A 19,292-nucleotide genomic window follows, 5' to 3' on the forward strand; every position below is an offset into this window, starting at 1 on the left:
TGATCTACTAATTATACCATTAGTTTCATTAATTTCCCATTATTTATTTGCGACAGGAAATTCTTAAACTCTCCAAATCGTTCATCGCTGACCGCAAAAAGGGACACCACAGGCCACTATGGTGGCAGATGCTGTCCCCGATTGTTCACAAAACTTACTCAAGCAAGCCTTTATATGGAGCGATAATTGCCTCATAGTGACTGCCGTATTTCGCTGCCAGTACCTCGGCGAAGTCTTGCCCGATTCTTTCCATCACGACATCATGATAAAAAGCGTTTTGCAACAATTCGATCACCGAAGGGTGATCACTTTCCAGAGCCGTCAGCCGTAGCGTTTTACCGAAACTGCCAATTAAGGCGGAACGGTTATCGCAGAGGATCGAGAAGCGCCGGCTCTCCGCCCCGTTCCATGCCTCCTGCCGCTCGTGAACGATAACCTTCTTAAGTGGTGTGTGGCTTTCACCAATCGTGATCAGCACCACTTCCACGCCCCGATTCTCAGCCTCCAGCAGCACCTCTTCGACCCAATGAATATCCTCTGACCACAAATCAACTATGATACTCTTGTCTGCATTCGCAACCAATCGCCGGATAGCCATCTCCAGCGCCCGCTCACCCTGCCAGTTATAAAAAGAGGTGGTCGTCCGTACCGGATTCTGCATCTGCTCCAGCAGATTCGCTGCCGTCTGCTCAAAGTCTGCCTTGAGGAGACGGATCAGTTGTCCAATCGGAACAGCATCGTACAGAACCGGCTCGGCTTCAATAGCTCTGCACACGCCTTTGTCCGTCAGCGATCGAAGTGCCGCGTACACATTTGTACGGGACACCGACACTCTTTTGGCCACTTCATAACCGGACAGGTTGCCCTCTTCATGCAGGGTCAGATAACATCTTGCTTCCAGATCCGATAATCCAATTTTGCGTAGCTCTTCAATCAATGGTTGTTCCCCTTTCATGTCCCGATAACCTTCTCCATAGGAGTATAAACAAATACCACTATGAATACAATAAACGACCTTCTGGACTTCCAACTACAAACCTCGTTACGGATATATTTGCGAGAATGAACTTGCCGAGTTTGAACTTCATCAGATGATCTGGTAGACTTTCCAGAACCGTATTCATCATACAAGCGCACTAACTACCTAGGAGATGATCCGCATACACGACTTTAACTTCACATCGCTGGTTCAAGGGCTGGAGGAATTAGAAATCCGCAGCACCCTGATTCTCCACAAGGGTTCCCCTGTACTGGAGCATTACCGAGAATCAGAGGTTACTGCACAACTTAGTAGAATAAATTCCTGCACCAAAAGCATTCTCTCAGCTTTGGTCAGCATCGCCATAGACCGGGGAATTCTCCCTCACCAGGATACCCCTATTACAACGTTTTTCCCTTCTCTCCTACTAGACCAGGATCACCACAAGCATGAGATTACTCTGGCACATCTGCTAACGATGACAGGAGGTTTTGGCTGGACTGAATTTGGCGGACGGAATTCCTTTCCGACCATGACGAAGACGGACGACTGGATCCAGTATGTGCTATCCCTGCCACTGGAAGATGAGCCCGGGACACGCATGGAGTATAACTCCGGCGGCTCCCAACTCCTGTCGGCCATCCTGCGGCAGGCCGCAGGACAAACAGTTGCGGAGTTCGCCGAGCAGCATCTGTTCGGGCCGCTCGGCATTCAGGAGTACCGCTGGGATATCGACCCGCAGGGTAATCACACCGGCGGCTTCGGGCTGTATATGCAGCCTAAGGACATGGCCAAATTCGGCCAATTGTTTTTGCAAAAGGGTCAGTGGGAAGGACAGCAGATCATTTCCCCATCCACCGTACATGTAGCCACGCAGCCACTGTATGCAGCCACACTACCCCGCAAGGGATTTTACGGCTGGCATTGGTGGGTCTCAAGCTTCCCTAACGCTGAGGAAGACCTCGGCGAGACAAGCTACTACTATGCACTTGGCTACGGCGGCCAATATATCGTGGTTGTCCCCAGCTTCAAGCTGGTCGTAGTTGTTACTAACGATAAATACGGCAGAAAGAGGAAGCCTGTAGATGTCTTCCGACAGCTGGTGGTACCGCTTCTGACCGAAGAACCTTATAGCGGCAGCTCTAATTCCGCCACTTCATGAACTTGTAGTCCAGAAGGTCCACCAGCAGGAACAGTACAAAGCCCACGAGGCTGAACAGCATGATGCCTGCGTACATTTCCGGATAATCCAGCCTTAGCCAGGCATCCATAATGAAGAAGCCCATGCCATGGTCTGTGCCATAGATTTCTGTGAAGAACAACACAGAGATCGCTGTTCCAAGGGAAATCCGGATCGTGCTGAGAATTACAGACAATGCGCCGGGCAGCGTGACATTCCAGAATTTCTGCGCAGAGCCTGCACCGAGACTCGTCAGGACATCATACGTATTATCCGGGATAGACTTCACGCCGTCCCGCACGGAGATAATAATCTGGAAGAGCAGGATGAGCATGATCATCAAAATCTTGGAGGTCTCACCAAGCCCGAAGAACAGCATCACCACTGGCAGCAAAGCAATTTTCGGCACCGGATAAGTCAGGTACACCACCGGATCAAGCAGCTTGTTCCAGGTAGCCGAGCGCCCCATTAACAAGCCAATCATTAGGCCGATGAGCAACGCCAGCAGTACCCCCGCAAAAATCCGCATCAGACTGTAGCCGACATTCAGTGCAAGATCCCGTCCTCCGAGTTCGCCCATGGCCTGATAGACTGCCAGCGGACTCGGCAGAATCGGGTGATTCATCAGCAAATAAGCGATATACCAGACCACATTCATACAGAAGAAGACCAATAACAACCTGAACACTTGATGGAGCTTCTTTTTTTTCACCATTTCTCCTGCATTACCTTTCTGATTCTCTTCATTTGCTCAAAAAATTCATCACTGTCCCGTTTCTCCCCGTGCTGCATGCCAAACACTGTCTCGTTGTCCACAAAGACCGGAGAATCCTGCTTGCTGGATGGCATAATAATGATCTTCTGGCCCAGTAGAATGGCCTCCTCCACATCATGCGTAACGAATAGCGCTGTGGCCGGGTTCGCTAGCCAATTGTCCAGGAACAGCTGCTGCAACGCTTCCCGCGTAATGGCATCCAGAGCCGAGAACGGCTCGTCCAGCAAAAGAATGGTGGGTAAAATAGCAAACGCCCGCGCAATCGCGACCCGCTGCTGTTGCCCTCCGCTGAGTGACAGCGGGTAACGTTTCGCCAGCTCCGAGATCCCCATGGCGGTCAGCCAGCGGGTGATCTGTTCTTCCTGCTCCAGCTTACTCTGGGTAGACCGGTGGGCGATCTTCATCGCCATTACAATATTAGCCTGCACCGTCTTCCAGGGCAGCAGGCCGTAATTCTGTGGCACAAGGCCAACCAGTGTTTCTTTATCGCGCAGCGATTTTCCATTGAACAGCAATTCGCCCTGGTAGGAAGGCAGCAGGCCGGCAATCGCACGCAACAGCGTGGATTTCCCACTGCCGGAAGGCCCTATAACCGTATAGATGCCAGTCTCCGGCAGGGTGAAATTCATCCGTTCCAGCGCCAGCTGCCCGCTTTTATATTCAACTTCCAGGTCCTTTACGCACAGTCCGCTATTTCTTAAACTGGACATCAGAGATCACATCTTCGGGCTTAATATCCTTAGTCAGCAGACCTTTTTCCCGTGCCCAGGCAAATGCAGCTTCAACCTCTTTCACATCCACCTGATTGGCTGGAATATAAGCCGGAATCTTAATCTCGTTCTTCAATGTGTCCGGGTAACCTACTTCTTTGATCACAAGATCAATATAATCACTTTGGTCATGTGTTTTCATATACTCTACTGCATCGTCATAAGCAGCATACATAGCCCGAATCGCGTCCGGTTTGGCATCAATTGCGCTTTGCGGGAAAGCCAGCACGAATGGATTTACATTCGCCTGAATCGTGGAGCTTAGCACGCGCAGACCTGCGGCTTTACCCATCGTTACAAACGGCTCCGGCAAAATGGCGGCATCAGCCTTATTATTCTTAAGCAGCTCCAGACGAGTTGGAATCTGCGGGACTTCAGTCACCTTGATATCCTCTTCGGTCAAACCGGCCTGCTTCAGGATCGTAGCCACCGTATACTGTGTGGAAGTGTTTTTGGACAAAATCACGGTTTTGCCTTTCAGGTCCTTCACGTCCTTGATGTCGTCATTCCCGGTCAGCAGGTCAAATTCACCGAAAGTCGTGCTCGTGATTTTCACATCCAGCCCGGCTTGATTGTAGATGGAGATTGCCACCAGATCGGCGCTAAGCCCGTCTACTTTCCCCGCTTGAAAAGCTACATCGCGGTCCTTGGCGCTCTTGAACGTCTGAATATTCAGGTTCACGCCGCGCTTCTGGTCAAAGCCCTGCTCATGGGCAATGATGAACGGAATAGCATCGATCGAAGGCAGAAGTCCAAGCGATAACTCTGGGGTCTCTGCCGGTGTGTCCTTAGATGTACTAGCAGTTGCAGTATTTCCTGCAGCGTTATTTGTAGTGGCATTGCTGGCCTTATTACCGCATGCCACGCCCACTATACTAACTGTTAGCATGAGTGCTAGCAGCATCGTCATCTTTTTCACAGTCACTCTATTCTTCATCGTTTGTTCCATCTCCCATGTGTTTTCTATGTAACTCCGTTACAGCCGTATCCGGCCCTTTCAGTTCCGCCAGCACTTGCCAAATGCCCGGTACGCCCTGCATAAAGGAACAAGGCTTCCTCCTTTCCATCGGAAATATTATTGTCAGCAGCCTGCACAGCCGCAGTCAAATCTTTGCTCTTTTTTTCACAAACAAATCTGTGAATATCCCTTTATGTCATTCCGGCAGTTTCAAACAATGCCATTTTACACCTATTGTTGCATTTTGTATATTTATAAATTTAAATAGTTCCAGAACCCGAGCCATAACTGACCATACGAAAATAGCCTCCCCCGCCGTCTGGCAGAGAAAGGCATGAGTGTCGAATAATGTGTTTCCGCTGACATAAGCTTGAGTACCGGCGAGCTAAATTCCCTCTAGGATAAGGTTGGGAAATTGGGCTTCACGTACTGGACGATCCACAGCATCCGTAAGATCAAGTTCCAATACTGCTGCAATCCGTTCATTAGCCTGTACACCAAAGGGCGCGCTGTATTTGCGGTCATAAATCCACTCATTCATCGTCCGTACTACCCGCAGCCCCTTCTCCCGGCCCAATAGTACAAAATTTTGCATAAGACAGGCCACAGCAGCCAAATCCTCATTTTGCTTGATTGGATCGCTATCTTCAGGCATCACAATGATAAGATAAGCAGCCGCTTCACCCTGCCCAGGCATGAGTCCTCTATATGCTTCCTCTGCAAAAACAAAGCGCCAAGGCTCACGGAGTCCATCATTGGGCGCCCAGACCGCATGGTTCAGCAGTTCCAGCACAAGTCCCTGCGGGACGGGCTGCCGAGTAGCCACTTGTTCCTGGACAAGATCATTATCCTGCGCTACCGTCCATTTTTTCTCCGCAGCTGTTCGCGCCCGGCCTCTTGGCGACTTGTCAAAATATCCGATATGAAAAATCCCCACGAACTTCTCCTGCCCGCGAAGGCCAATTCCCTTAAAGAACGCTTCGGTCTGGATCATCGGCTCTGTATCCCAGACCATGCCAAGCCCACGCTCCCAGGCCAGTAGCTGGAAGTTCTGCAGAACGGCACAAGCCTCCGCATAAATAGACTCACTTTGACCACGCTCCGGGTCCGTATCGCATATCACAATTAGATGGGCAGGGATGTCGGTGAACCTCTTCTTATACATCTCCACCAGTTTACCGGGAATGAGCTTCCCCAGTCGGCTCTGCGTCACTTGTTCCGTCAAGTAATTAGCCAGTCGTAGCCTTGCTTCCATTGACCCTGCATACAGATAGCGCCAGGGCAATGGTTCGTTACCTATAGGACCATTCAGTGCTGCGGCCGAGTTCAACAGTTCAGTCACCAATTGCTCAGACACCGGGGTCTGATTATATTTCCTAATGCTTCTACGTTCCTTGATCAATGCTTCCAGATCCATGTTACCCCACCTCACCGTTGGCTGATATTATTCACGTAATTATTCATTCATTTCTGGAATATCTGTTTTGCCCAATCGTGACTCCATCTCTATATTGACGTCCTGGATAAAGCGCTGAATAATATGTAATTCTTCGGCCGGATATTTGCCCAAAAAGCTAAACGCCCGCTCAGCTTCAATATCATGCAGCTTCTCATGCAGATCGAATAATATCCTGCCCTGCCGTGTTAGCAGAAAATAAACCTCTTTCTTGTTGTCATTCATCTGCGTCCGCTCAACCAGCCCATCAGCCAGCAGCCTGCCGCTGATTTTGGTTATGCCGGCTTTGGATAATTCCATCCGTTCGGCGATAGAGGTGCTATTGATCGGTTCATATCGTCCGATACAATCAATCACATGAATATCCGTAAGATTCCGTGGGCAGTTCTCAATTGACGCAGCACTCGCGATGCGAAGAAAATGATCCAGCTCCTCATTCGCATAGCTCTCATGCAGATGCAGCATGCGAATATACTGCTCATATAGCAGTTGTTGAAAGCCAGAACCTGAATTCATCGTTTTTGCACACTCCGTTCCTTTAAAAAGCATATAGATATCTAAAATATTGTTTACCTGTGAACAATATATCATAACTGATAATGATTATCAATATCGTTTTATGTACTATAACACAACAAAAAACCTCCTCTCACCCAGTGGGTGAAAGAAGGCTTAAACGCGTCACTTTCGACAGCACGGTAGCTATATTTTCAGCTCCCCAAGCTTAATCAGCTCGACAACCGCTTGCGAACGGCCTTTTACGTTTAATTTTTGCATAACATTGGAGATGTGGTTTCGGACGGTTTTTTCGCTGATAAACAACAGGCCAGCGATGTCGCGCGTAGTTTTATCCTGAACAAGAAGTTCAAAAACTTCACGCTCGCGATGCGTTAAAAGAAATTTGCTATGATGTTCGTTCCCTTTCAATGGTGTCACCCCTCCTTGCTCGGGTTTGTTTGGTATAACAAGGTAAAGGGATACAGTCAAAACCATACTATGTATGGGAGATGTTAATGGTGACGTAGCGACTCTAAAATAGGCGGTAGCGGATACAGCGAAAAATTTGCTGCCATGACATGCACGCATACAAAAAAACAGACAACGAAATAAAAGGCCGCCAAATCGGAAATGGCTTCCGGTTCGTACGGCCCTGAAGATAATGAATTAATGAAACTTTATAGTCTTGATCCGCGCTTCTTCTTCATAAGTGAGCGGACTTGGCAATTGTGGATTGTGCATATGGCGACTCGTTGTAAACTCGATACTCTGGTAGTCTTCTACTCCCGAAGGCATCCCTGGTTGCCAAAATTCAAACACCCATTTGGTAAGTTCCTTCAAACCTGTCAGCATATCCATCATCCTCCTTAGGCGATGAGCTCAACGGTACTTTACATATCATGTTTACGCTTTCATTATAGCATAGAACAATGCGCTAAAGTGCGATGTCCACTGGATAGACACAATATTTATTATTGAAACTCTTATATAATAAGGATTTGTTTATCAACGACAGATAGGTGTCTCCTTGTGAGAGACACCTGTTGAACTACCGGGATAAAGCCCGAGGATAACTGCATGAACTTATATGATTGGATAATCTACAACGACAACATTGTCGACCAATGGCCCCACACTTTGCAGCAATTCCTGGTGCAGAGGGTGATTCATGTAATCCCGGCAGGCCTGCTGATCTTGAAAGGTAACGCGTATACCCAAGGCGTATCCGTTCATGTTTGCGGTCTCTTCTGTCTCATTGATTCCTGCGCTGAGTTCAACGATTCCGGGAATATTGCCTTTGAAAGACTGCACTTGACGAATCGCTTGTTCTTGCTTCTCCGTAGTTCCTTTCTCATTGAATTTAAAAAGAACGATATGCTCGTACATATTTAACTCCTCCATTTGTCTAAACTATTATATTGAGACTCCGACTACCCGCAGATGTAATGCGATATGAACAGTTTTTACAGATAACTGTCTTTTATCCCTTCCCTTCTCCCGTTGATTTCACGTCATGAAGTGACATAAACTATATTACATCGCTGGGCAAACACCAGGGAGAGATCAGGTTATCCTGGGACTGGCAGTCCCACTATCCTTGGATTCTTTATATAGAAAGGAGCACGGGTAATGTCGATTCCACAGATAGACCGTCATCAAGAATTAGCACGGTTCTTGCGGGTACGACGGGAACGCATCTCTCCGGAACAAGCCGGACTGCAGGATCATGGGCGAAGAAGAACACCGGGGCTACGCCGTGGAGAGGTAGCAATGCTAGCGGGAGTCGGGCTAGATTGGTATACCTATCTGGAACAGGGACGCCCTATTAATGTCTCAGCAGATGTACTCGACCGTCTAGCCGATGTCTTCATGCTCGATGCAGCGGAACGAAAGCATATCTTTTACCTGGCCCGCAAGCAGTTCCCTTTGGAAAAGATTCAAGAAGCTCCGGCAGTGGAGTCATCTCTTCAGCGTTTTCTTGATGGGCTTGCTACTTCTCCAGCCTGCATTATGGACTTTAGGATGAACATTGTGGCCTGGAACTCTGCCTATTGCGTTCTGAACGGGGATTTCAACCTCAAATCCGAACAAGAGAGAAACTTCGTATGGATGACCTTTACTTCTCCGCAATTCCGTCATCTCAAAGGCGATCAGTGGGAGCATCACGCCCGGCGTATTGCCTCCCAATTTCACGCCGGCTATGCACGGTACGCAGATGACCCTTGGTGGTCCGAACAATATGAATCATTATCCGCAGCGAGTTCTGAATTTCGCGATTTCTGGGACGCCTATGATGTCCGTGAGGCTATTGACGCCCCAAAAACTCTCCATTGTCCCAATCTAGGTCAGCTAAACTTTGATTACATCTCTTTTCAATCCCTAGAACACCCGGAGTTAACAGTGACCATTCACGTCCCACAGCAGGATGGTACGATGGAGAAGATGGAGCAGCTTTTGAAAGAAAAGAGTTCGTAATGAAGATGCTCAAGAATTTGTATTACGATCACGCTCATAACAAAAAAACAAGCGATGTCCGGGTAACGGGGTATCGCTTGTTTTAAATAGAGGAATCATACTTGGACGGGTTTCACTACTCATTCGAAACCACATCTCCAATGTCATGCAAAAATTAAACGTAAAAGGCCGTTCGCAAGCGGTTGTCGAGCTGATTAAGCTTGAGGATCTGAAAATATAGCTACCTTGCTGTCGAAAGTGACGCGTTTAAGCCTTCTTTCACCCAATCGGGTGAGAGGAGGTTTTTTGTTGTCCTTTACGCTAAACAAAAAAACAGCAACATTAACCTTACCGGTTCGTCACGCCCTTGCGGTCACGCCGATTTAGTCCGGTAATGCTGTTGCATCCTCAGTGTAAAATATGAAATGGATACCAGAGCAAGCCTTTTATTTTCGGGGGAGTAAAAATCATGTGGTAGAATAAGATCATCACTACAATATCCACTTCAGGAGGCTTTCTTGCGTATGGCCAATATTAAAGAAATCGCCCGAATTTCCGGAGTGTCCGTAACCACCGTCTCGCGTGTGCTTAACAATCACCCTTATGTCAGCGAGGACAAACGGAATGCGGTCCTGAATACCATAGAACAGTTGAATTACCGCCGGAATATGAACGCTGTGCATCTGATCACCGGACGTACCAAATCAGTCGCAGTAATCATGCCGCTAATTCGTATCTATTATTTTTCCATCATTATGGAGGGATTGGCCCAGGAAGCATTACTGGCTCAATACAGACTAGTGCTGTGCCAGACTAACTACCGTCCTGAAGAAGAGCTTAAGGTACTGGAAATGCTGCGCAACAAGGAAATCGATGGTGTGGTTATTGTATCCACCTCCCTGAAGCCGGAGGTTATCGAAGAATATACTGCATATGGCCCTATCGTCACTTGCCAGAACAGCGGGGAAAGCCGCTTCTCCTCTGTCTACATCGAGCATTACGCCGCCTTCCGCCATGGTCTGCAATACTTGGCCGATAAAGGCCACCGTTCCATTGGCTATTGTGACGGGAGAAAACATGGTTCCTCCTCCTCCATCCGTCAGTCTGCTTTCCGGGACTTTCACCAAGAGAGCGGACTTCCGCTGCATGAAGAATGGATGATATTTGATTGCCTGAACGAAGAGCATGGAGCAGCGTTGCTGCATCGTCTGAGCGCGATGGAAGTACGGCCGGAAGCCATTATCGTCGCCGGGGATCATGTCGCAGCCGCCCTGATGATAGAAGCCGGGAAACAAGGCATCCGGATTCCTGAAGACCTCGCAGTGATCGGTTTTGATAACCAGCCCATCGGCAAGCTGCTGGGACTGACCACGATTGATAACAAGTTGTTCGAGATGGGCGCGGCTGCTTTTCAGACGATCCATGAGCAGATCCACGGGGATGGCGGGAGCCAGCCCGTCCACCGTAAGCTAGATTATGAACTTATAGAGCGCTCCTCTGTGTGAAGGAGTGCTAATCGGCACAACAAAGGGATAAATCTAGGAATTCCCCTATTGAAACAATAGGCGGACACCTACTGGTGTCCGCCTTATTTATGCTGTAATGCTAATCAATGAGAATTATCACATTTTATATTGACAGCCCAAGTACACAGACTTATGATTGTTCCAGTATTATTGATAACGATTATCATTCACACACATATATATAAAGGGGTGGCTCGTTTGAAATTCAGTTATGCTGTACCCGCAGGACTGCTTGCGGCTTCTATTCTGTTTACCGGCTGCGCAAGTAATAATACCAATGGAAACACGGCCCAATCAACAAATGGAGCGGGCAGCAACACGGCAACCAATGCTCCTGCAGCGACTGCTGATGCCTCCAATACGACTGAGGCAGCAGACTTCACATCAGCCATCGAACAATACCGCACGTTTGTCATCGAGCAGTGTGATCTGTTCGTCAAAGAGACGGAGAAGTTCACGAACGCCGTGAAGGCAGGCCAGATTGAAGAGGCCAAGAAGCTGTATGCTCCGACTCGGATGTATTATGAACGGATTGAGCCTATTGCTGAAGCGCTCGGAGATTTGGATCCTCATATTGACGCCCGTGAAAATGATGTCGATCCTGCGGAATGGCGCGGCTTCCACAAGCTGGAGAAGGCCCTTTGGGAGGATAAAACCACAGCTGGATTCGAAGAAACAGCAGACCAGTTGCTGAAAGATGCACAACTGCTACGGGCAAAAGTAGAGACGGTAGAGATTGATGCCAATCTGCTCGTTACCGGAGCTGTTGAACTGCTGAACGAAGTTTCCTCCTCCAAGGTTACGGGTGAAGAAGAACGCTATTCCCACACCGACCTGTACGATTTTGTCGCCAACGTAGAGGGCGCACAGAAAATATATGAACTACTCAAACCGGAGCTGGCCAAAAAAGATGCCGCACTTGAGCAAACGATCGGTGAACGATTTGCAGCGCTGCAAGCAGAGCTGGCACCGTTCAAATCTGGTGATGGCTATGTCTCCTACCAGGAACTGAAGGAAGAAGAAGTTCGCAAATTAAGCCAGAACCTCGATGCGCTCGCAGAGCCACTATCTAACATGGGGACCATTCTGGGAGTGTGATTATCATGAAAAAACACGATAAGGATAAGCAATCTACCCCAACAACAAATTCAGAGCCCAGCCAGAAACTGCTGGATACAAAAGTAAGCCGCCGCGATATGCTGCGGCTTACTGGCGCCACCGGGCTAGGCCTCCTGCTGGGCGGCGGGGCCATGGGGAGTCTGCTTTCGAGGGGAGGAACAGCTGCCAAAGCACCCGCCACTCCTGTGCAGACCGATTCCTCCATCCCTTTTTATGCCAGCCATCAGGCAGGCATTCTTACACCTGCACAAAACTTCCTGTACTTTGCAGCCTTCGACCTGACGACGACCAAACTCGCCGACGTGAAGAAGCTGTTACAGGAATGGACCACCGCTGCGGCTGCTCTAACCACAGGTCGTTTGGTCGGCAATACCAATGACAACCTTAATTTACCGCCTTCCGATACCGGAGAGACTGATGGTTTGAGCCCTTCTCGCTGCACGCTCACCTTTGGCGTGGGACCGTCCTTCTTCGACGAACGCTTTGGACTGTCCGGGCAGCGGCCTTCCTCGCTGGCCGATCTCCCGCCTTTTGTGGGTGACAATCTCGACTCCGCCTGGTGCGGCGGTGATCTCTGCGTGCAGGCCTGCGCGGATGACTTGCAGGTGGCGTTCCACGCCATCCGCAATCTGGCGCGGATTGCCCGCGGGACTGCCGTGCTGCGCTGGACCCAGGAAGGGTTCCAGCGGACGGGCGAGGCTGATCCCAAGAATGGAACACCGCGCAATCTGCTCGGCTTCAAGGACGGCACCGGGAATCCCGATGTTACCGATGAAGCCGAGATGAACAAGGTCGTCTGGCCGGGCAGCGGCGAAGGCCCTGCCTGGATGAACGGCGGCACCTATATGGCGGTTCGCCGGGTCCGGTTCCGCATCGAAGTATGGGACCGCTCATCCCTGAGCGATCAGGAAGCGACCTTCGGTCGGCACCGTCAGAGCGGTGCCCCTATTGGCGCCCGGGACGAATTCGATAAGTTGGACCTTAAGGCAGCGGATACTTCCGGCAAACCGCTGATTCCAGCGAACTCCCATTCCGCCCTGGCCCATGGCGATGGCACTGTCAAAATGCTGCGCCGTTCCTACTCCTATTCCGGCGGACTGAATGCCAAGACCGGCCAGCTGGATGCGGGTCTATTATTCATCAGCTTCCAGCGGGATCTCGTCAAACAGTTCGTGACGATTCAGCAGCGCTTATCGCGCAATGATCGCCTGAATGAATATATGGTCCATATCGGCAGTGCGGTCTTCGCCTGCTTCCCTGGCGTCCGCGAAGGCGGCTTTATCGGAGACACACTGCTCGGCTGACCGGAGTGTTTCCAGACAAGAGAATTACTTAAAGTAGTAGTGAAGCCCGGAAGCTACGAAGTCCGACGACACGAGTCACATTAGGGATGGTTCCATTAAAATAAGCAAACTACATTTGCAGCGATATTTGAGCCTATCTCAAATGCCTTCTATATTTGGCTTCTATTCATATGCCTTCTTACTTGAAAGGGGATTATCCCGATGTTCTCTCTTGTTCATCATCCCTGGCGGGCGCTTAAGGCAACCGCCATGATGCTCTTGATCTGTATGCTGCTGACCCTCCCGGCAGCAGCAGGCTTCGCGGCGGAAGGCAGCGCCCGGCATGATGAGCTGCTGCCGCCTGTCGGCAGCGCGCTCGTCGAAGCCGGGCAGAGCCGCTGGAGCGACGCCGCCGTCGATGTGGAGACGTTCGCGGCACTGTGGCGCACCGCGAACACTGGCACGCCGGACGAGGCACTCGCCGGTCCGGCAGCAGCCGTAGACGCCGCGCTGGCCGAAGCGGCGTCCACGCTTAAGGCGGGCGGCGGAGAGCCCGCCAAGAGCGCACTGTCCACGCTCGCCAGAGCCGTGGACGCGTATGTGACCGCCGCGAGTGATAGCGGCGGTGATTCCGCTGCCGCCGGGCGAAGCGCGGCGGAGAAGCTGCTGCCCGCGGCGAAGACGGCGCGGGATGCGGCGCAAAGCGCCGACTGGGCCGCCGCGGAGAAGGCGTACAGCGCTCTAACCAGCGGCTGGAAGCCGGTGGAGCGCGCCATCCGCAAGGACAATCCCGCCGTCTACGGCATGCTAGAGACGAAGATGAGCCTGCTGCGGATCGCGCTGCAGGCAGAGCCGCGCCGTGAGGAATCGGCCCGCAGCGAAGCCAACGCGCTGTACCAGTTGCTCGCTGATTACGGCCAGGGTAAAGCCATTGCTGCGCCGAACACTGCCGGCGAGGATACCTCCATTGAAGGGCTGATTGCCTATCTCAAGCAGGCCACAGCTGCAGCTACCGATGGAGATAGTGCCAAGGCCGCAGAGGTCATGGAGCAGTTCATTATTGTCTGGCCGATGGCTGAAGGTCAGGTGCAGATTGCTTCCCCTAAGGTCTATACCAGTATCGAAAATGAAAGTGCAGCTGTAACGGGATATCTACTCTCCAACCCGCCGAAGCTGGAACGGGCACTCTCCACTCTGGAGCAGATGACAGCTGAGTTGACCCCGCTAGCGGGAGAAACCCACTACACGGCCTGGGATGCCGCTCTGATTCTGCTTCGTGAAGGGCTAGAGGCCATTCTCGTACTGTCCGCTCTGCTCGCTTATGTGAAGCGGGGCAAGCAACCCGTTGCACAAAAATGGATCTGGTCCGGAGCCGCGGCTGGTCTTGCCGGAAGTGCTGTTCTGGCAGTGCTGCTCTCCTATGCCATTTCCAAAGCGGCAGCCGGTGGCACCCGCGAAATGATTGAAGGCGTGTCCGGACTTGTAGCCGTAGTCATGATGCTAACCATTGGACGATGGCTGCACAGCAAGTCGAATACGGCATCCTGGAATAACTATGTAGGTAGACAGGTTGATGGAGCGCTGGCTAAAGGCAACCTGTGGTCATTGTTCTTTGTCTCGCTACTAGCCATTCTCCGGGAGGGCGCGGAGACAACAATCTTTTATGTAGGGATGGCCCCAGCAATCAAGACCTCCTCACTGCTGATCGGGATCGGAAGCGCACTGCTAATCCTGATCATTCTGGGTTATTCCATCATCGCCCTGAGTGCGAAACTGCCCATCGGAGCCTTTTTCAAAACGGCTACCGTGCTTATCTATTATCTGGTGTTCCGCTTTCTTGGGGAAAGCATTCATTCCCTACAGGTGGCCGGAAAGATTCCCTCACATGTGCAGGAAGGTTTTCCTTCTATTGGATGGCTGGGCTTGTACCCGACATGGGAGACACTGCTGCCTCAGTTGATCGTACTGCTGTTCATCCTGTGGGAAATGCTGCGGCGCAGACCTGGCAAAACCTCGTCTCATACCGCAGCCTAGCCGCTCGAACACATCTAATATTATTCTCAGAAACCCGTATCGCAATGGTTGCGAGCGGGTTTTTGTCATTTCCACACTTTATTCATAAAGATGCCCTTGCAACGCTCATCGTTTTGTTTTATCCTATTTATGAAAATAATTTTCTATATATATTAACTAATTTTAAAAATAATTTTAAAATGAATTTTACGAATGGAGGTGGGTCATGTCCCCAATTCTTCATGCTCTGGAGCATGAGATGACCAAGCTGTCGCAAATGGAACGCAAGCTCGCAGAGCGGATTCTTGCTTCTCCCGCCGAGATTGTCCATATGGGTATCACAGAACTGGCTGAACAATGCGGCGTCAGCCCGGCGACAGTTACCCGTTTCTGCAAGGTATTTCATTTCAAGGGTTTTCCGGACTTTAAAGTAAACCTGGCTGCAGAAATTGCTGGCAGCGATCAGGGGCAACACGAAGGCGGCTCTTCCTATCAGGATATTGTCGCGGGCAATCCGCTCTCCACCATTGTTGAAGCGATGCAGAACAATCATCTCGCCTCGATCCGGGATACCACTTCGCTGCTTAATATAGAGCGGCTGGAGGCTGCTGTAGATCTGCTGTGCCGCGCCCGCCGCGTTGATCTCTATGGGATGGCTACTTCCTCCATCGTGGCGCAAGACTTCTATCAGAAGCTCATTCGCATCGGTGTGAACTGCACAGCCTTCGCAGACTCCCATATGCAGATTACTTCTGCCTCCTCGCTGGGCGAGGGCGATGTGGCTTTTGCGGTCTCCTACTCCGGGGAAACCCCCGAAACGATTGACGCCTTGAACTGTGCCGGTGCAGGTGGAGCCAGTACTATTGCCCTAACTTCTTACGGCAGCAGCACACTTGCCTCACTCGCCGATATCCCGCTTTTCTCTTCCTCACTGGAGAAGGGGATGAGGCGGGGCGATATGGCTTCACGCATTGCACAACTGCATATCATTGATATTTTATTTACCGGAATGGTCAGTACGCGATTTACAGACTATATTCCTAAGCTGGAGCAATCTTATGTGAATGTACAACATTATCGTCATAAACGAGGAGGTCAATCCTAATGAATATTTTAAAATTTCATAGTGAAGAGGATTTCGTACAAACCGGTGCCAATCTGATTGCAACCCTGCTGCAAAGTAACCCTAAAGCCGTGCTCGGCCTGGCTACCGGAAGCTCACCAGTAGGTGTTTACGCCCGGCTTGTAGACATGCACAAAAAAGGTCTTGTGAGCTTTGCCAAAGCATCCTCTTATAATCTTGACGAATACGTAGGCTTGCCTGCGGATCATCCGCAGAGCTACCGCAGCTTCATGAACGAGCATTTATTCAATCATGTTGATATCGATCTCTCGCGGACCCATGTGCCTGATGGCAACGCATCTGATCCTAGCGCAGAATGTGCCGCCTATGACCGGATGCTGGAAGAGAATGGCCCGGTGGACCTGCAGATCCTCGGCATCGGGAGCAATGGTCACATCGGCTTCAACGAACCGGATGCCAGTCTGAGCAGTGGTACTCATGTGGTAGACTTGCTGGAAGGTACACGGGAAGCCAATGCCCGTTTCTTCGATAAGCTGGAAGATGTGCCCCGTCAGGCGGTCACAATGGGAATTGGTGGCATCCTGAAAGCCAAGCAGATCGTCCTTCTGGTCCGTGGCGAAGAGAAAGCCGAAGCGATCCGCAATGCCATTGAGGGTCCTATCACCACTCAATGCCCAGCCTCCTTGCTGCAAAGTCACCCGAACGTAGTCGTGCTGCTGGATGAAGGTGCAGGAAAATGGCTGAAATAACGGCAACAGACGGCGAATTATTGTATGGTAAAGTGCTGACTCCGGACGGTCTGATTCCGCAAGGCGTGCTTGCGATCTCTGGAGAGCGAATTCTCTATGCCGGTGAAGCTCATAACCTGCCTTCTGCCTATGCTAACTGGGAAGCAAGTCACCATGACAATGACCTGTTGCTACCTGGCTTTGTGGATGTTCACGTTCATGGCGGAGCCGGATATGATTTTATGTACAGTGATAAAGATTCCATTGACGCCATTACAAAGTTCCACAGTACCCAGGGAACAACGACTATGCTGGCTACCACGATGACGGCCACCAAAGCTGATATCGACCGTGTTCTGGAAGAAGTACATGTCTACCTTTCCAAGGAAATGCCTTATGCACAGCTGGCGGGAGTGCATCTGGAAGGCCCGTTCATTAGCCACAAATGGCCGGGTGCCCAGAATCCGGAGCATATTGTCCCGGCTAATATTGACTGGCTGGAGCAATGGGAACATACCTATCCCGGTATGATCCGCCAGGTCACATTGGCACCGGAACGCGAAGGTGCGCTGGAAGCGATCCGTTGGCTTCGGAAGCATGACATCACAGCTGCTCTCGGTCATACCGATGCAACTTATGAAGAAGTCATTGCCGCGGCGGACGCTGGCTTGAATCAGGCTGTGCATACGTTCAATGCGATGACGCCGCTTCATCACCGTAAGCCTGGAACGGTGGGAGCCGTAATATCTGACAAACGCATACGCGGAGAGATTATTGCCGACGGGATTCATGTCCATCCTGCCATGGTGGCCCTGCTGGCTCAGTTGAAGAGTGACGGCAATCTCTTGCTGATCACGGATGCCATGTCAGCGACCGGACTCAGTGACGGGGAATATACAATTGGTGATTTGCCCGTCATTGTTAAAGATGGCATCGCCACTCTCCGTGATAATCCAGCCGCTCTTGCTGGCAGCACGCTTACGATGATTCGTGGCTTTCAATTCCTGATTCAGCAAGCCGGAATCAGTCTGGAAGAAGCCTCCCGTGCAGCCAGCTTTACTCCGGCGGTATCGCTGGGCCTCGAACAGAAAATCGGCTCGCTAGAAACCGGCAAGCAAGCGGATATCCTGCTGCTTGACGACAAGCTTCAACTGCAAGAAGTATGGATCCGCGGCCGCAAGCAACAGCGGCAAAGTTAAATGAAGAAAGCAGCAGTCCCACGCTTCGGCGGGGCTGCTGCTTTTTTTGTGCCGATCAGGTTAAAAATGACGATTAGTCCGGGAGTTCTCCAGACATACTAACCAAGGGTTAGTGACTGCGAGTCGGGAAAATGCGCTCTACCATTTTACGGAATTCATCCGCAAAACCCTTCAGCGGGTGCCCGGCGCGCGCTTCTTCAGCATAAACGTTAAAGCGTTCCACGAAATCCGGATTGGCAGATACATATACGGCATCGATATTTGGCGAGGTCTTTTTGATCTCGGCTGCAATCTTATCCTTGATCGCCTGAGTCACATTATCTTCTTCCATCTTGACGTTTCTGGCTGGTGTTGTTGTATTCGTAGTGCCAAGGTCGGTTATTCCACGGTCATTGTAAGACCCTGTACCTGTGCTTTGCATTCCGTAACCACGGTTAGTGTTTAGCCCTACACCCGCACCTGTTCCGCCGACACCAGCCATATTGCGTCCTGTGCCAAGGGCACCGTTACCGTTACCTGTTATTCCACGACCTGGGTTGTAAGTTCCTTTTGCACCAAGCCCTGGACTGTACGCACTCCCACCCAGACCTGTTCCGCTGGAACCATAAGTGCCTCCATCAGTATAGCCATTTGTTCTGCCATTCCCCAGTCCATGTGTTGTGGATGAAGAACGCGCCCCGTAATGACCTGTTCTGCTGGAACCGTACATGCCTCCATCAGTATAGCCATTCGTTCTGCCATTCCCCAGTCCATGTGTTGTGGATGAAGAGCGTGTCCCGTAATGACCTGTTCTGCTGGAACCATACATGCCTCCGTCAGTATAGCCATTTGTTGTGCCATTCCCCAGTCCATGTGTTGTGGATGAAGAGCGTGTCCCGTAACGCCCTGTTCCCAAGGCATTCGGCTGGGTAGTCGAACGGTCAAGGGTTACAGCAACATACGCTGATCTGCCGGCAAGCATGACATTGGCGGAGCGAACTTCCGGTAAGGAAGCTACACGGTCAGCCAGCTTCTGACTCATCTCTAATTTGTCGTAGTTGCGGATTTGGTTCCCTCCGCGCACCGAATTCACGGACAGCCTGCCATCATGTGTTCCCCGGACACTTTTCGTATGAACCGTGTTTCCTGCCGTGTTGTTGGCACCACACCCGGTAAGGCTGACCATACCAAGCAGCAATGCAGCGGAAACGGACATGCTGATTTTGGATCGCAACATGAATTCATCCTCCATCTCTAAATGTAATGGGTGTCCAATGTAACAATCGTTAGG

19 protein-coding genes and 1 pseudogene are annotated in these 19,292 nt (G+C 50.8%); 10 read left to right on the forward strand and 10 right to left on the reverse strand.

The genetic code is table 11. The features are described 5' to 3' along the window. Positions 1-154 precede the first annotated feature (154 nt). Positions 155-937 (reverse strand): TrmB family transcriptional regulator, encoded by a 783-nt coding sequence (locus tag ACFVRY_RS19365; RefSeq protein ID WP_387502120.1) that lies wholly within the window; start codon positions 935-937, stop codon positions 155-157. A 214-nt stretch (positions 938-1,151) separates the two neighbouring features. Between ACFVRY_RS19365 and ACFVRY_RS19370 the strand changes: the two genes are divergently transcribed. Next, on the forward strand, positions 1,152-2,141 hold the full coding sequence (locus ACFVRY_RS19370; RefSeq protein ID WP_387501928.1) for a serine hydrolase domain-containing protein: 990 nt from the start codon (positions 1,152-1,154) through the stop codon (positions 2,139-2,141). Here the strand turns inward: ACFVRY_RS19370 and ACFVRY_RS19375 are convergent. The 8 genes from ACFVRY_RS19375 to ACFVRY_RS19410 form a co-directional block, all read right to left on the reverse strand. Continuing rightward, positions 2,122-2,874, reverse strand: a complete 753-nt coding sequence (locus tag ACFVRY_RS19375; protein WP_387501929.1) for an ABC transporter permease — start codon at positions 2,872-2,874, stop codon at positions 2,122-2,124. The two genes, ACFVRY_RS19370 and ACFVRY_RS19375, sit on opposite strands and share 20 nt — an antisense overlap. Continuing rightward, complete coding sequence (locus tag ACFVRY_RS19380) at positions 2,868-3,644, reverse strand: ABC transporter ATP-binding protein (RefSeq protein ID WP_387501930.1); 777 nt, start codon at positions 3,642-3,644, stop codon at positions 2,868-2,870. Before ACFVRY_RS19380 ends, ACFVRY_RS19375 begins: the two co-directional genes overlap by 7 nt. Then, positions 3,625-4,641 (reverse strand): ABC transporter substrate-binding protein, encoded by a 1,017-nt coding sequence (locus ACFVRY_RS19385; RefSeq protein ID WP_387501931.1) that lies wholly within the window; start codon positions 4,639-4,641, stop codon positions 3,625-3,627. The genes ACFVRY_RS19380 and ACFVRY_RS19385 overlap by 20 nt, the downstream gene beginning before the upstream one ends. Before the next feature lie 406 nt (positions 4,642-5,047). Continuing rightward, positions 5,048-6,079 (reverse strand): nitroreductase family protein, encoded by a 1,032-nt coding sequence (locus ACFVRY_RS19390; RefSeq protein ID WP_387501932.1) that lies wholly within the window; start codon positions 6,077-6,079, stop codon positions 5,048-5,050. A gap of 39 nt (positions 6,080-6,118) precedes the next feature. Then, positions 6,119-6,634 carry a MarR family transcriptional regulator gene (locus ACFVRY_RS19395; RefSeq protein ID WP_387501933.1) on the reverse strand — a complete coding sequence of 172 codons (516 nt, stop codon included), beginning with the start codon at positions 6,632-6,634 and terminating at the stop codon, positions 6,119-6,121. 186 nt (positions 6,635-6,820) lie between these two features. Then, positions 6,821-7,045: a helix-turn-helix domain-containing protein gene (locus ACFVRY_RS19400; RefSeq protein WP_019908812.1), complete on the reverse strand. Its 225-nt coding sequence runs from the start codon at positions 7,043-7,045 to the stop codon at positions 6,821-6,823. 237 nt (positions 7,046-7,282) lie between these two features. After that, a complete protein-coding gene (locus ACFVRY_RS19405) occupies positions 7,283-7,468 on the reverse strand; it encodes a hypothetical protein (RefSeq protein WP_387501934.1) in 186 nt (61 codons plus the stop codon). A 231-nt stretch (positions 7,469-7,699) separates the two neighbouring features. After that, entirely contained in the window at positions 7,700-8,002 is a 303-nt protein-coding gene (locus ACFVRY_RS19410; RefSeq protein WP_387501935.1) for a Dabb family protein, read from the reverse strand. Between the two features lie 243 nt (positions 8,003-8,245). On the opposite strand from ACFVRY_RS19410, the gene ACFVRY_RS19415 reads away from it, so the two are divergent. The 9 genes and pseudogenes from ACFVRY_RS19415 (at position 8,246) to nagA (ending at position 18,022) form a co-directional block, all read left to right on the forward strand. Then, the gene (locus tag ACFVRY_RS19415) at positions 8,246-9,091 is read left to right on the forward strand and encodes a helix-turn-helix transcriptional regulator (RefSeq protein ID WP_387501936.1); all 846 of its coding nucleotides are present in this window, start codon (positions 8,246-8,248) and stop codon (positions 9,089-9,091) included. Positions 9,092-9,212: 121 nt separating this feature from the next. Then, positions 9,213-9,311, forward strand: a pseudogene (locus ACFVRY_RS19420) (LuxR C-terminal-related transcriptional regulator); the annotation flags it as partial. A 283-nt stretch (positions 9,312-9,594) separates the two neighbouring features. Further along, complete coding sequence (locus ACFVRY_RS19425; RefSeq protein ID WP_387501937.1) at positions 9,595-10,575, forward strand: LacI family DNA-binding transcriptional regulator; 981 nt, start codon at positions 9,595-9,597, stop codon at positions 10,573-10,575. Between the two features lie 219 nt (positions 10,576-10,794). Next, entirely contained in the window at positions 10,795-11,694 is a 900-nt protein-coding gene (gene efeO / locus ACFVRY_RS19430; RefSeq protein ID WP_387501938.1) for an iron uptake system protein EfeO, read from the forward strand. Between the two features lie 98 nt (positions 11,695-11,792). Next, positions 11,793-13,019 (forward strand): iron uptake transporter deferrochelatase/peroxidase subunit, encoded by a 1,227-nt coding sequence (gene efeB, locus ACFVRY_RS19435; RefSeq protein WP_387502122.1) that lies wholly within the window; start codon positions 11,793-11,795, stop codon positions 13,017-13,019. 201 nt (positions 13,020-13,220) lie between these two features. Continuing rightward, positions 13,221-15,032, forward strand: a complete 1,812-nt coding sequence (locus tag ACFVRY_RS19440; RefSeq protein ID WP_387501939.1) for an FTR1 family iron permease — start codon at positions 13,221-13,223, stop codon at positions 15,030-15,032. A gap of 205 nt (positions 15,033-15,237) precedes the next feature. After that, positions 15,238-16,116, forward strand: a complete 879-nt coding sequence (locus tag ACFVRY_RS19445; RefSeq protein WP_387501940.1) for a MurR/RpiR family transcriptional regulator — start codon at positions 15,238-15,240, stop codon at positions 16,114-16,116. Beyond that, the gene (gene nagB / locus ACFVRY_RS19450) at positions 16,116-16,844 is read left to right on the forward strand and encodes a glucosamine-6-phosphate deaminase (protein WP_387501941.1); all 729 of its coding nucleotides are present in this window, start codon (positions 16,116-16,118) and stop codon (positions 16,842-16,844) included. The genes ACFVRY_RS19445 and nagB overlap by 1 nt, the downstream gene beginning before the upstream one ends. After that, on the forward strand, positions 16,832-18,022 hold the full coding sequence (gene nagA / locus ACFVRY_RS19455) for an N-acetylglucosamine-6-phosphate deacetylase (protein WP_387501942.1): 1,191 nt from the start codon (positions 16,832-16,834) through the stop codon (positions 18,020-18,022). The genes nagB and nagA overlap by 13 nt, the downstream gene beginning before the upstream one ends. Positions 18,023-18,131: 109 nt before the next feature. Here the strand turns inward: nagA and ACFVRY_RS19460 are convergent, their stop codons facing one another. Further along, positions 18,132-19,238 (reverse strand): YhcN/YlaJ family sporulation lipoprotein, encoded by a 1,107-nt coding sequence (locus tag ACFVRY_RS19460; RefSeq protein WP_387501943.1) that lies wholly within the window; start codon positions 19,236-19,238, stop codon positions 18,132-18,134. Positions 19,239-19,292 lie beyond the last annotated feature (54 nt).

The sequence above is a fragment of the Paenibacillus sp. NPDC057934 genome, assembly GCF_042887565.1.
GTDB lineage: Bacteria > Bacillota > Bacilli > Paenibacillales > Paenibacillaceae > Paenibacillus_AQ.

Coding starts and splice junctions, on each gene's coding strand:
- ACFVRY_RS19440 (WP_387501939.1), top strand. CDS start 13,221: ATGTTCTCTCTTGTTCATCATCCCTGGCGGGCGCTTAAGGCAACCGCC.
- ACFVRY_RS19460 (WP_387501943.1), bottom strand. CDS start 19,238: ATGTTGCGATCCAAAATCAGCATGTCCGTTTCCGCTGCATTGCTGCTT.
- ACFVRY_RS19410 (WP_387501935.1), bottom strand. CDS start 8,002: ATGTACGAGCATATCGTTCTTTTTAAATTCAATGAGAAAGGAACTACG.
- ACFVRY_RS19380 (WP_387501930.1), bottom strand. CDS start 3,644: ATGTCCAGTTTAAGAAATAGCGGACTGTGCGTAAAGGACCTGGAAGTT.
- ACFVRY_RS19395 (WP_387501933.1), bottom strand. CDS start 6,634: ATGAATTCAGGTTCTGGCTTTCAACAACTGCTATATGAGCAGTATATT.
- ACFVRY_RS19385 (WP_387501931.1), bottom strand. CDS start 4,641: ATGAAGAATAGAGTGACTGTGAAAAAGATGACGATGCTGCTAGCACTC.
- efeB (WP_387502122.1), top strand. CDS start 11,793: ATGCTGCGGCTTACTGGCGCCACCGGGCTAGGCCTCCTGCTGGGCGGC.
- ACFVRY_RS19370 (WP_387501928.1), top strand. CDS start 1,152: ATGATCCGCATACACGACTTTAACTTCACATCGCTGGTTCAAGGGCTG.
- nagB (WP_387501941.1), top strand. CDS start 16,116: ATGAATATTTTAAAATTTCATAGTGAAGAGGATTTCGTACAAACCGGT.
- ACFVRY_RS19405 (WP_387501934.1), bottom strand. CDS start 7,468: ATGCTGACAGGTTTGAAGGAACTTACCAAATGGGTGTTTGAATTTTGG.
- ACFVRY_RS19375 (WP_387501929.1), bottom strand. CDS start 2,874: ATGGTGAAAAAAAAGAAGCTCCATCAAGTGTTCAGGTTGTTATTGGTC.
- ACFVRY_RS19415 (WP_387501936.1), top strand. CDS start 8,246: ATGTCGATTCCACAGATAGACCGTCATCAAGAATTAGCACGGTTCTTG.
- ACFVRY_RS19445 (WP_387501940.1), top strand. CDS start 15,238: ATGTCCCCAATTCTTCATGCTCTGGAGCATGAGATGACCAAGCTGTCG.
- nagA (WP_387501942.1), top strand. CDS start 16,832: ATGGCTGAAATAACGGCAACAGACGGCGAATTATTGTATGGTAAAGTG.
- ACFVRY_RS19425 (WP_387501937.1), top strand. CDS start 9,595: ATGGCCAATATTAAAGAAATCGCCCGAATTTCCGGAGTGTCCGTAACC.
- ACFVRY_RS19390 (WP_387501932.1), bottom strand. CDS start 6,079: ATGGATCTGGAAGCATTGATCAAGGAACGTAGAAGCATTAGGAAATAT.